The sequence below is a fragment of the Tissierellales bacterium genome, from assembly GCA_035301805.1.
Taxonomy (GTDB): domain Bacteria; phylum Bacillota; class Clostridia; order Tissierellales; family DATGTQ01; genus DATGTQ01.
On record DATGTQ010000225.1, the window covers coordinates 1 to 12,848 of the forward strand.

Sequence of the window (12,848 nt, forward strand, 5' to 3'; positions counted from 1 at the left end):
TTTGATTCGTTCTAAATCAGTAATTGATTTAGCAGATTTAACTATATATGAGAAAAAAATATAATTATTAATGTACATTTGTAGATTTATGTGCAACAAAATTTCTTTATATATCCAAAAAAGTAAGCCAGCATTAAAAAATGGAAGGGAGAACTATGAAAAATAAGAATAAAGTAACTGTTACACTTTATTTTACATCAGGTATTTTATTTTTTATTTCCGCATTGTTAAGTAAAAATTATTCAGTTTGAATCAATGGCAATTGACATACTATTTGAACTTATTGAGAAAGGAAATTATGAATTAGTATGGTCTTTTATTTTGGAATATGAAAATAGTATGAATCCTTTTATTGAGAGAAGGCTTCATATTCAATCAATTTCCACTTTATGCAATAAAATCATAAAACCTAATAATGAAATTAAAATAATAGCAACAATTATAGTGGAAAATTCAAATACTAAAGATAAGGATGCATTACACCTTGCATCCGCTATACATGGAGACTGCGATTATTTTATTACATACGATGATAAGCTTATAAAAACAATAGAAAAAAATAATGATAAATTAAAAGATATTATTAGAGATATTAGATTATATAATCCTATAGATTTTCTTAGGAAGGAGATGGATATTGATGTTATCGAATGAAAGAGTTAAATATACAGATAAAGAAATATTAGAAAAAGGCTCCAGAGCATTGATAAAAGAACTTGGATATTCTGGGTTTCTAAGATTTATCCGTCATTCTGAAGGTATAAGTAAGGAAGATTATTTAGAATTATAGAAAGAAATTTTCAAAGATATGTCCATAGATGAAATTTTTGATAATGCAAAAAAATATTGGGAAATCAAAGATTAAAAAACCCTTTTTGGAAAGGGTTTTTTTAATAATATGTACTAATTAAAATAGAATAGGAAATTAGTAAAAGAAGAAAATTTATCTGTTACATAGTTGTAGTAAAATGTGTAGCAAAAGATTGAATAACTTTCCTTGCATATATGTCAGTATTCACATTTGTAGTTATTAAGCATAATAAGTTAAAATATAATAATTGATTCTTTCTAAGTCAGATTAACACATCTGACTTAAATAAAAAAGTTCAATTTAATCTGACTAATATTAATAGATTTAGGACATTATAATGTGCCGTATAACATCTAATGAAATAAGTAAAGAAGATTATTTAAAATTAGAGGAGGAAATCTTTAATGATATATCTGTAGACAAAATTTTGATAATATTAAAGAATACTGGGGAAATAGAGATTAAAAATTCTTTTTATAAAATAGTAGGAGTAAAATCCTACCACTTTTTATGTTGTGAAATTTCTCATTAGAGTCCAACTGTTAAATAAATTTATATGATATAATTGAGGAAGTGGCTAATTATACACTAAAAGTGAAGCAGATATAGGAGGTTTTTTAAATGAATGAAATAAACAAACACAGACAAACAGGAATAAATATACAAGAAAAAGCTAATATGATTTGGAATATAGCAGATATATTAAGAGGACTTTATAAACCACATGAATATGGTAAGGTTATACTCCCGATGACTATAATTAAAAGATTCAATGATGCTTTATATCCTACTAAAGAAAAAGTATTAGAAACTTATGAAGATGTAAAAGATTATGAAGTTCCAGATAGATTTTTAAAAGAAGCATCTGGCTATGATTTCTATAATACAAGTCCCTATACTTTTACAAATTTAGTTGCAGATTCAGAACATATTGAAGATAATTTTAGGGAATTTATAAATGGATTTTCCGAGAATGTTATAGATGTTTTAGAAAATTTTGACTTTGATAAGGAAATAACTAAACTAGCAAGTAAAAATATGCTATTTCTAATAATACAAGAATTTAATAAAAAAGAATCCTATATGGGGCCAGATAAATTTTCTAGTGTAGATATGGGATATATTTTTGAAGAATTAGTAAGAAAATTTTCAGAGTCCTATGATGAAGAGGCGGGGGAACATTTTACAAGTAGGGATATAATTTATTTAATGACCGACTTACTTATTTCAGAGGATAAGGATATATTATTAGAAGAAGGAATAGTCAAAACTGTATACGATCAAACTATGGGGACTTCTCAAATGTTAGGGTGTATGGAAGAACGACTAAAAGATTTAGATAAAAATGCAAAAGTAACTCTTTTTGGGCAAGAAGTAAATCCAGAAACCTATGCTATAGCTAAGGCGGACATGCTCTTAAGACATGGAGATGCTCAAAATATGAAAATTGGTAATACCCTAACAGAAGATCAATTTAAAAATTATACTTTTGACTATTGTATTTCAAATCCACCCTTTGGCATAGACTGGAAAGCAGAAAAGAAAGCTGTAGAAGATGAAGCAAAATTAGGAGACAAAGGAAGATTTGGTGTAGGGCTTCCCTATTCAAATGATGGACAACAACTTTTCGATTTAAATGGTATAGCAAAATTAAAAGATACAGGAAGAATGGCTATAGTACATAATGGTTCTCCTCTTTTTACAGGAGATGCAGGTTCAGGACCAAGTGAAATTAGAAGATATATCATTGAAAATGATTGGTTGGAAGCCATAGTGCAATTACCAAATGATAGTTTCTACAATACAGGAATAACAACCTATATATGGATAATATCCAAAAATAAACCTAATTACAGAGTGGGAAAGGTACAACTTATAGATGCTTCTAAAACTTTTGAAAAGAGAAGAAAATCCATTGGTAATAAGAGAAATGATATAACTAAGGAATGTAGAGAAATAATAATAAAAGCTTATGGAGACTTTTTAAATAAAGAATATGTAGTGGGAGATAAGATTTGTGAATCTAAAGTATTTGACAATATAGATTTTGGATATAATCAAATAACTATAGAAACCCCATTAAGACTTAAATTTAAAATAGATGAAGCTGGAATAGAGAGACTTAAAGAAGAAACTCAATATAAAAATTTAGCTAAACTAACAAAAGCAAAGAGAAGAGGAAAAACAGAAGAAGAAATTAAAAAAGAAATAAAAGCAGGAGAAGAAACCCAAGAAAAAATAATAGCTCTTTTTGAAAATTTAATAGATAGGGAATATATGGATAGAGATGAATTTATAGAAATGATAAATAATTTATTTAAAGATAATAATATAAAACTTAGAGCACCTTTAAGAAATGCTATAGTAAAAGTATTTAGCGAACACAATGAAGAGGCCAGCATATGCAAAAATACTAGAGGAGAAATAGAGCCAAACCCAGACTTAAGAGATACAGAAAGAGTACCACTAAGTGAAGATATAGATGAATACTTTGAAAGAGAAGTTCTGCCATATAATCCAGAAGCTTGGATAAATAAAGAAAAAACTACAATAGGTTACGAAATACCCTTTACAAGATATTTCTATAAATTTGAAGAGCCAGAACCAGCAGATGAAATATCCACAAGAATATTAGAAATAGAAAAGGATATAAATAAATCACTAAAAAATCTTTTTAGTGAGGACGGTGAGAGAATTGACTAAAGCTATGAAGGATAGTGGTATAGAATGGATAGGGGAGATACCAGAAGATTGGGAAGTGGTAAAAGTAAAATATTTATTTGAATTGGGGCGTGGTAGGGTTATTGGTAAGCAAGAATTAAAATCGAAAGGGAAATATCCAGTTTATTCATCACAGACTAAAAATGATGGAGTGCTAGGATTCATAGATTCTTACGACTTTGAAGGAGATATGTTGACGTGGACAACTGATGGTGCAAATGCAGGAACAGTATTTTTAAGGACCGGAAAATATAATTGTACTAATGTATGCGGGACATTAAAATTAAATAGACTGGAAAATAATCTACAATACTTAAAATATAGTCTAGAATATATTGCCATATTTCATAAAAGATTAGATACAAATGGATATAAGATTATGAACAATGAAATGGCTAATATAAATATTATTTTACCCCCCCAACCACAACAAAAAGCCATAGCAGATTTTCTAGATAAAAAAGTATCAGAAATAGATAATGTTATATCCAAAACTAAAAAAGTCATAAAAGAATATAAAAAATATAAACAATCCCTTATAACAGAAACAGTAACTAAAGGACTAGATGAAAATGTGTCTATGAAAAATAGTGGTATAGAATGGCTAGGAGATATACCAGAGCATTGGGATGTAATTAGGTTAAGAGAATTATTTAAATTTGGTAGTGGATTAACAATTACTAAATCAGAATTAAAAGATAAGGGTATAAAAGTTATAAATTATGGGGAGATACATTCTAAATATAAGTTTGACTTGGATATTGATAGGGATGAACTAAAAAGTGTAGATGAAGAATATTTAAATATTAAAGAAGATGCTTTAGTGAATAAAGGTGATTTCGTTTTTTGTGATACCTCGGAAGATCGTGAGGGAAGTGGTAATTGTGTAGTGATACGTGAAGATAGGAATGAATTAATTTTTGCAGGGTCACATACAGTTACAGCTCGATTAAGAAGAAAGGAAAACCCTATATATGTTAGATATATGCTCTTGTCCAATCCTATAAAAGAACAAGTTTCAAGTAGGGTTGTTGGAATTAAAGTATATAGCATAACACAGTCAATATTGAAAACAATTTTAGGGATACTCCCCCCACTACAAGAACAAAAACAAATAGCCTCATATTTAGACAAAAAGTGTGAAGAAATAGATCGAATAATAGAATCTAAAGAAAAGCTTATAATTGAAATGGAAAAGTACAAGAAATCTTTAATATATGAAACTGTAACTGGAAAAAGGGAGGTGGAATAGTTGGAATATAGGGAGAAAAGGTTTGAACAGGATATAGAGAATTATCTTTTAAGTTATGGTGGATATGAAAAAGGGAATATGGCTAATTATGATAAAGAAAAAGCTATAGACATGAATACTTTATTAAGGTTTATTAAATCTACTCAACCAAAGCAATGGAAGAGATATGAGAAAATCTATAGAAATAAACCTGAAGAAGCTTTATATAGAAGGTTTGATGATTCTGTTAAAATGCATGGGCTTTTAAATGTATTAAGAAATGGTATTACAGATAGAGGAGTTAGATTTAAATTTGCTTTTTTTAAGCCAGAAAGTACTTTAAATCAAAAGGTTGTAGATAAATATAATAAAAATATATTAACCTGCACTAGACAATTTTACTATTCTACAAAAAATAAAAATTCTATAGATATGGTTCTATCTTTAAACGGTATTCCTATAATTGCTTTAGAGCTTAAAAATCAGTTAACTGGACAAACTGTAGATAATGGTAAGGCTCAATTTATGGAAGATAGGAACCCTAGGGAAAAATGCTTTAATTTTAATACTAGATTTTTAGTATATTTTGCTGTAGACCATTATGAAGTAGAAATGACTACAGAGTTAAAAGGTAGAGATACTTTTTTCCTACCTTTTAACCAGGGTTCCAATGGTCCTGGAAACGTGGGAGGTAAAGGTAATCCAGAAAATCCTAATGGATATGCAACTTCTTATTTGTGGGAGAAAATTTTAAAGAAAGATACATTAATGGATATAATTCAAAGATTTATGCATTTAGAAGAAAAGACAGAAATTAAATCTAAAAATGGAAAAGAAGTAAAAGTAACTAAAAGGAGATTAATATTTCCTAGATATCATCAACTAGATGTAGTAAAGAAACTTATTTTAGATGTGAAAATAAAAGGTACAGGAACTGATTATTTAATCCAACATAGCGCAGGTTCTGGTAAGAGTAATTCTATAGTTTGGCTTGCCTATGGACTTTCTAATTTGCATGATAATAATAATGAACCTATTTTTACTTCTATAATTATAGTTTCAGATAGACGAGTATTAGATAGTCAATTACAAAAAACTATTATGAGCTTTGATCATACGCCAGGTGTAGTTGAGACTATTGGCAAAGATAAAACTTCACAAGATTTAAAAGATGCCTTAAATGATAATAATAGGATAATAGTTACTACCCTACAAAAATTTCCTATTATATATGAAGATGTAGATGATGCTAAAGGAAAAAGATATGCAGTTATAGTAGACGAAGCTCACCAAAGTCAGTCTGGTAGTAGTGCTAAGATGATGAAAACAGCTTTAGCTGATACAGAAGAAGCCTTAAGAGAATTCGCAGAAATTGAAGGTATAGAGGAAGATGAAGCTTTAGATAATGAAGATAAATTAGTAAGGGAAATTATATCTCAAGGTAAACATAATAATTTGTCCTTCTTTGCTTTTACAGCTACTCCAAAAAAGGAGACAATAGATCTATTTGGGACAACAACAGAATATGGTAATAAAGAAGCTTACCATAATTATTCTATGAGACAGGCCATTGAGGAAGGGTTCATACTAGACGTTTTACAAAATTATATGACCCATGGAACCTGCTATAAAATAGCTAAAGATACGGAAGAAAACCCAGAAGTACCTTCTTCTACTGCTGTTAGGACTATAAATAGATTTACTTCTCTACATCCTCATAATTTACAACAGAAAACTCAGATAATTGTAGAACAGTTTAGGGAAATTACAAAAAATAAAATTAATGGTAAAGGAAAAGCTATGATAGTAACAGCATCTAGACTTCATGCTATTAGGTACTATCATGAGATTAAAAGGTATATTGAAATTAAAGGATATGATGATTTAGAAATATTAGTAGCTTTTGCAGATGTTGTAAATGACAAGGGAGTAGAGTATAGAGAAGAGAAAATGAACAAAAGAAAAGACGGTTCAACTATTAGGGAAAGCCAGCTACCGTCTGAATTTTCCACTGATGATTTTAATATGCTTATAGTAGCAGAAAAGTATCAGACAGGGTTTGATGAACCGTTACTTCATACTATGTTTGTAGATAAAAAACTAAAAGGAGTTAAAGCAGTACAAACTCTTTCAAGATTAAATAGAATTTATCCAGGCAAAGAAGATACTTTTGTATTAGATTTTGTAAATAAGAAGGAAGAGATAGAAGAAGCATTTAAACCTTATTATGAAGCTACTATCTTAGATGAAAGTATAAATGTAAATCTAATATATGATACTCAAATACTTTTAAGAAATGAAAGGCTCTATGATGAAGAAGATATAGAAAAATTTACAAGTATTTATTATAAAGAGGGAGAACAATCTGCTACAGATTTAGGTAAAATAACTAGTTTGATGAAACCTATTATTAAAAGATATATTGATTTATCAGAAGAAGACCAATTTAGATTTAGAAAAAATATCAGAAACTTTAATAAGTGGTATTCCTATATAATACAAATAACTAGAATGTATGATAAAGAATTGCATAAGGAATATGTATTCACATCTTATCTACAAAAACTTTTACCTAAGCCAGAGAGGATTAGTCTGGATTTAGAAGATAAGTTAAAGTTAGAGTTTTATAAGTTGGAACAAACTTTTAAAGGAGATATAACTTTAAATCCTACAGTTCAGGAATCTACTGTAACATATGGAGATTTAGATACATCTGGTTCTATTCAAGATGATGAAGACTTTTTGGATGAAATAATAAATAGAATTAATGAAAGATATCATGGGGATTTTACTGAACAGGACAGAGTTGTTATAGATTTTATATACAAAGAGGCTAGTCAAGGAGCTAAAAAAGATTCTTTAAAACTTTATGCGGAGAAGAATGATAGCGAAGTTTTTAAAAACAGTATATTTCCCAAAGATTTTGAAGATATTAGCTTTAAACTCTATAAGGAAAACAAAGATAGGGATAAGAGTTTTGAAAAGTTATTTAGAGATAAAGAATATTATAATACTGTAATGGCAATTGTAGGAGAAATGTTATACGAGGAACTAAGAAAATAGAAATATTTCCTAGAATTAGCTAAAAGACATTTTGCAAAATTAAATTAGGTGATTAATAAATGATGAAATTTACATATGGAACAAAAACAATAGAATTTAAAGTAGAATATAGAGATAGAAAGACTTTAGAAATAGGTATTGAACCACCAGACAATATAAGGGTAAGAGCACCTAAGTATCTTACAGATAAAGAAGTACTTAAAATAGTTAAATCTAAAGGAAAATGGATAACTCAAAAGCTATTTGAACTTAAAGATGTCGAATATATAAAAAGAGAAAAAGAATATGTAAATGGTGAATCTTTCATGTATCTAGGAAGAAATTATTCTCTAGAAATAATTGAGAATTCTGATATAAATAAGCCTAAAGTAAAACTATATCAAAGTAAATTCTATATAGAAACTAATACAAAAGATGAAAGTAAATTAAAAGAAGCCATGGAACTATGGTATAGAGAGAAAACACTAGAAAAGATTATGGAAAAAATAGAGTATTTCCAACCTTATTTCAATGTAGAACCTAACTCTATTAAGGTTAAGGAACAGAAAAAAAGATGGGGTAGTTGTAATTCTAATAGAGATTTAATGTTTAATTGGCGCTGTTCTATGGCCCCATCTAATGTATTAGATTATATAGTTGTCCATGAAATGTGTCATATGGTTCATTTGAACCATTCTAAAAATTTTTGGGCTTTAGTAGAAAGTATTATTCCTGATTATAGAAAAAGAAAAGAATGGCTAAAAAATCATGGAATAAGAATGAATTTATAAAGCAAATAAGGATGGGGGAACAAGAAGTGGGGGTATTTGAGTTTTTAAAAACTAAAAGAGATTTGGATAAGAATTTTTGTGGAAGAATTATAGATACATTTGCGCTAATAACAGGTGACTGTGTATTGGGGATTTTTGTAGAAAAAGGCATGGCAAATATAGGGGATATAGTTACTTACTATGATAAATCCCATCGTGAGATTTGTAAAGTTACCTTATCCGGCGCTGAACAAGGCGATACAAAAGTGAAAGAACTATCTGATATAGGAACAAAGAGATATGGTGCTCTATATGGTGTGCTGATTCGAGGATTTTCTAAAGAAGATTTTGAGGTTGGTGGAACTTTGGAATCCTCATGCTATAAAAAAGAACGTGATGAATGAGGAATGAAACATAAAGGTTTTGGGGGGATAGGAAATGGCACGTGTAGACGAACAAATTGTTCTTGATTTTATCTGGAACAGATTAAAAATGATAATATAAAGTTTTTGAAAGGCAAAGATGATTTTAAAAATAGCATCTCAGAAGAAATTAAATTGTTATTAGAAGAAAAAGATATGCACAATAGAATTAAAATTGCTAAAAATTTATGGAAACTTTTTTTTGAGGCGGCTATGAGTTACATAGATCCTGATAAACGGGGATATGATGATATTTTTGCATATTTTGACGAATATGTAAATTTCGAAGAATTAATATTTGCATCAGATTCATTTTATAGGGATCATACTATGCACTGCCTTTGGGTGTATTTTCTTGGTGAATATATCAAGAAAAGTGATGATTATAAAGATGTTTTAATTAATGAATTTAGAGAAGTACAAAGGTTATTAGCAGATTATAATAGTTCCTTGCGAGGATCTAAACATAGTGCACTTTTTAAAGAATTTTTTTATATATCAGATATCATAAACGACTTAGTAACTAATGAAGAAGCAATATGGTGTATAGCCTCATTAACACATGATCTTGGCTATCCCATAAAAAAGATAAACAAAATTAATAAATGTATTCAAAAAATTCTGCCTTATTTCCATGTAAAAAATTATGATGAATTTAATTTCACTTATAGTGATATTCAACAAAGTTTTATTAATGATTTTATTAAGTTTATGTGTTGTGGGATAGAATTAAATTTTGGTATTAATACTGAAGAAGGGAGTGAAATAGGAAAAGTACTTGAAAAGGCCATTATTGAAAAAAATGGGGAATTTTTAGTTAATGATAATGAACTTGATAAACTGAATGAAACTGAATATAAAAAACTTCAGCAACACATAAGTGAAAGGTCAAACATGAAAATAATAATTGATTTCACGAAACGTTTAAGTTTCTCCAATGATTTCGAACATTACGAGCATGGCATTATGAGTGCCTATTTATTAATGAAAACTATTTATTCATTTAATACATTTGAATTTCGTTATAGCGATTATAAAAATCTCATACAAGATGAGGTTGATGTTGCTAAATTTATTTCCATTCATGAAATACTTGATGCTGTAACAAATCATACATGTTCTAGATTTCAAATAAAAAGTATAAGTGGTACAAGTGAGTTCTTAGCATTTATTGATGAGCTTGAAGAGTTTTCAAGAATATCAAGGGCGGATCAAAATAGACAGTATGTAGAAGAGTTCTGTAAAACTAACCTATCATTTGTAGATGGCTGGTTCCAGATTGACTTTACCTTTGATAATGAAAACATTGAAAATCTTGATCCTGAATTTGCCTTTAAGGGGAGATGCAATAAATTCTTGACACTTTTTGATATTTGCAACTTGGATGATAATTTAAAAATTAGGCTAAGATGTATTGATAAAGTACTAGACAATAATAAGATCTACTGTTTAGAAATCGCAAGAAAATATGCTAACATAATCATAAACGGTGAAGAACAAAATATTCCCAAATATTTGAGAACTAAGACATTTTACACTAAAGAAAAATATGCAATGCTATAGGGAATAATCTGGAGGAGCTTGCCTAATATAAACTTTATTTATTAATTAAATATTGTTAAGTTTTTAAGATATGTTGGGCTTTAATTGTTTTTACTAAATTAAAAGAAAGGTTTCATCTTAAGGTTAAAATTAGTATACTAGTTTAAGAAGGAGGAGTGCATTATGAAATTAGAGGTTGTATTTGCATAGCAATGGCTATTGCAATTTGATTTAAGGATTAAATTTACTATGGCCATTGCTATTCCTAAAAAATATAATTTTAGGAGGGCAAAATGAGCTATAAAAGGGCAGAAGATATTTTACCAGGGGAAATTGTTGAACTAATCCAAGATTATGTTGATGGAGAATCTATATATATCCCTAGAAAAGATAATAATAGACGAAGATGGGGAGAAAAAACCAATATTCGCAATGAATTATATGTACGAAATCAACAAATATATGCTGATTATCAGCGGGGATATAAAACTGTGGAGTTAGCTGAGAAATATTTTTTATCTGAAAAAAGTATACAACGCATTATCCTTAAAATGAAAAGGACAATTTGATAAGAATAAGTCAATATATATTATGTATATTGGCTTATTCTTTTTTCTAAAAAAGTTTAAGGTAGGAATATAATATAAAAAGAGCTAAAATTGATATATATGAATTATTTATATAATATTTCACAGAAAGGTTGGTAATATGGGAAATATAATTATAAGACAGGCAGAAGATAATGATATACAGGGAATAAGAAATATAGTAAAGGAGGCATTTGATAGACCAGGTAAGGATGAATATTTCAATGAATGGGAATTTGTCTATAAGGTAAGAAGTGACTCTGGGTTCATACCTGAGTTATGTCTAGTTGCAGTCATTAATAGCGAAATAATAGGATATGCTTTGCTATCAAAGGCATTAATAGGTAAGAATGAAGGCTTATCGTTAGGACCATTAGCGGTTAAACCTTTATATCAGCGTAAAGGAATTGGGAAAAAACTTATAGATTATGGGTTGAAAAAGGCTAAAGAAATTGGATTCGAGTGGGTTGCACTGACTGGTGGAGATTATTATACTAAATTTGGATTTGAATCTGCCTTAAAATATGGAATCGTAATAGCCGATAGCCACCCTGAGAACCCTTATCTAAAAATTAAATTTCTTAATACAAATAGGGAAGTATCTGGTAAGATGAGATTTTGTGATTCCTTTTATGATGAAAATGGAGAGTTACTATAGATATAAGCAGTTCATTATATTTTTTAGCTCTGCCTTTAATTCTAGGTTCATTAGTATCTAGTTCAGTAAACACTCCATTAACAATAGTGTAAATTTTATAATAAATGTTTTTACTATCAGTGCTTTATGATTATAAAACTAGCTTTAGAGAACCTAAATACAAAATCAAGAAAGCTTATTTTGATACGCTCCTCTTAGAGTAAGCAGATAAAGTAAAAGGATCTGATTATGAAAGGGCAGCTATCTTTATGTTTAAAATAAATATTTTATTTTTTCAATGTGAGAGCTTATTTACTAAATATAAATTATGTAATTCTTAAACTGTTTACTTAATTCTACAAATAACATTAAAAGACTGAAATAAAAGGGGAAATTTGTTGGAATTTTTAAACTGTATGAGTAACGTTGCTATGGTATAATATGTAATATAATAATGGGAAATAATGAAAAAGCTTATCAACCCAATGACTTCATTATTATATATCCTTGCAAGAATATATTAAAGGGGGTAGCCATGGGATATCATGTTAAATATGAGGAATTACAATCGGTACAACAAAGTATTCTCAACCAAATAGATAATTGGTATAATCAACTTGAAGAGGTTGCTGAAAAACTAGTAGATGTTGCAGAAATGGATCATATAAAAGGAGCTACTGGGGAAAGTATTAAAAACTATATATATGAAGTCCATATTCCAATTATACAAATGTTTACTCAACTTTTAGCAGAATATGAAACAAAGTTTTTAATATATGCTAATGAATATTATGAATTAGACTCTAGCACCAGTGCAGAAATTGCTCAAGATGAACTAGAAGATCAAATGGAAAGGTTAAATGAGAAGAAAGAAATATTTAATGAATCAGATGAATCTTTAAGAAAGACCTTAGAAGGCATATCAGATATTATTTCTTTGAGAGCTCCTTCAACCTATGGGGTAAGAAGTAACTATACAGGTTTATATAATAAAGCAGAAGGTTTAAGGGATAAAGTAGGGGAACATGAAGAAAATCATTTTAGTTCAGATTTTGAAATTATGGACGAAATGCTGTCTCAACTAT

The 12,848-nt window shown here is 28.6% G+C and carries 12 protein-coding genes; all 12 read left to right on the plus strand.

Annotated elements, in window-relative coordinates:
- The first annotated feature begins 255 nt into the window (after positions 1-255).
- Positions 256-654 carry a hypothetical protein gene (locus VK071_11440; protein HLR35923.1) on the plus strand — a complete coding sequence of 133 codons (399 nt, stop codon included), beginning with the start codon at positions 256-258 and terminating at the stop codon, positions 652-654.
- A complete protein-coding gene (locus tag VK071_11445; protein ID HLR35924.1) occupies positions 641-790 on the plus strand; it encodes a hypothetical protein in 150 nt (49 codons plus the stop codon). Before VK071_11440 ends, VK071_11445 begins: the two co-directional genes overlap by 14 nt.
- A 358-nt stretch (positions 791-1,148) precedes the next feature.
- Positions 1,149-1,343 (plus strand): hypothetical protein, encoded by a 195-nt coding sequence (locus VK071_11450; GenBank protein ID HLR35925.1) that lies wholly within the window; start codon positions 1,149-1,151, stop codon positions 1,341-1,343.
- Positions 1,344-1,432: 89 nt separating this feature from the next.
- Positions 1,433-3,514, plus strand: coding sequence for a class I SAM-dependent DNA methyltransferase (locus tag VK071_11455; GenBank protein HLR35926.1), 2,082 nt, complete (start codon positions 1,433-1,435; stop codon positions 3,512-3,514).
- A complete protein-coding gene (locus tag VK071_11460) occupies positions 3,507-4,784 on the plus strand; it encodes a restriction endonuclease subunit S (protein ID HLR35927.1) in 1,278 nt (425 codons plus the stop codon). The genes VK071_11455 and VK071_11460 overlap by 8 nt, the downstream gene beginning before the upstream one ends.
- Positions 4,785-7,826: a DEAD/DEAH box helicase family protein gene (locus VK071_11465; GenBank protein HLR35928.1), complete on the plus strand. Its 3,042-nt coding sequence runs from the start codon at positions 4,785-4,787 to the stop codon at positions 7,824-7,826.
- 59 nt (positions 7,827-7,885) lie between these two features.
- Positions 7,886-8,596, plus strand: coding sequence for a SprT family zinc-dependent metalloprotease (locus VK071_11470; protein ID HLR35929.1), 711 nt, complete (start codon positions 7,886-7,888; stop codon positions 8,594-8,596).
- A 26-nt stretch (positions 8,597-8,622) separates the two neighbouring features.
- The gene (locus VK071_11475; protein ID HLR35930.1) at positions 8,623-8,979 is read left to right on the plus strand and encodes a hypothetical protein; all 357 of its coding nucleotides are present in this window, start codon (positions 8,623-8,625) and stop codon (positions 8,977-8,979) included.
- A gap of 105 nt (positions 8,980-9,084) precedes the next feature.
- Positions 9,085-10,560 carry a hypothetical protein gene (locus VK071_11480; GenBank protein HLR35931.1) on the plus strand — a complete coding sequence of 492 codons (1,476 nt, stop codon included), beginning with the start codon at positions 9,085-9,087 and terminating at the stop codon, positions 10,558-10,560.
- Positions 10,561-10,832: 272 nt separating this feature from the next.
- On the plus strand, positions 10,833-11,108 hold the full coding sequence (locus VK071_11485) for a CD3324 family protein (protein HLR35932.1): 276 nt from the start codon (positions 10,833-10,835) through the stop codon (positions 11,106-11,108).
- 139 nt (positions 11,109-11,247) lie between these two features.
- Positions 11,248-11,784 carry an N-acetyltransferase gene (locus VK071_11490; GenBank protein ID HLR35933.1) on the plus strand — a complete coding sequence of 179 codons (537 nt, stop codon included), beginning with the start codon at positions 11,248-11,250 and terminating at the stop codon, positions 11,782-11,784.
- A gap of 514 nt (positions 11,785-12,298) precedes the next feature.
- On the plus strand, positions 12,299-12,848 hold a 550-nt coding region (locus tag VK071_11495; protein ID HLR35934.1), incomplete at its 3' end, for a T7SS effector LXG polymorphic toxin.

Excerpts from the sequence above, each read along its gene's own strand:
- VK071_11470 (HLR35929.1), top strand. The coding sequence starts at position 7,886 with ATGATGAAATTTACATATGGAACAAAAACAATAGAATTTAAAGTAGAA.
- VK071_11440 (HLR35923.1), top strand. The coding sequence starts at position 256 with ATGGCAATTGACATACTATTTGAACTTATTGAGAAAGGAAATTATGAA.
- VK071_11445 (HLR35924.1), top strand. The coding sequence starts at position 641 with ATGTTATCGAATGAAAGAGTTAAATATACAGATAAAGAAATATTAGAA.
- VK071_11450 (HLR35925.1), top strand. The coding sequence starts at position 1,149 with ATGTGCCGTATAACATCTAATGAAATAAGTAAAGAAGATTATTTAAAA.
- VK071_11490 (HLR35933.1), top strand. The coding sequence starts at position 11,248 with ATGGGAAATATAATTATAAGACAGGCAGAAGATAATGATATACAGGGA.
- VK071_11485 (HLR35932.1), top strand. The coding sequence starts at position 10,833 with ATGAGCTATAAAAGGGCAGAAGATATTTTACCAGGGGAAATTGTTGAA.
- VK071_11455 (HLR35926.1), top strand. The coding sequence starts at position 1,433 with ATGAATGAAATAAACAAACACAGACAAACAGGAATAAATATACAAGAA.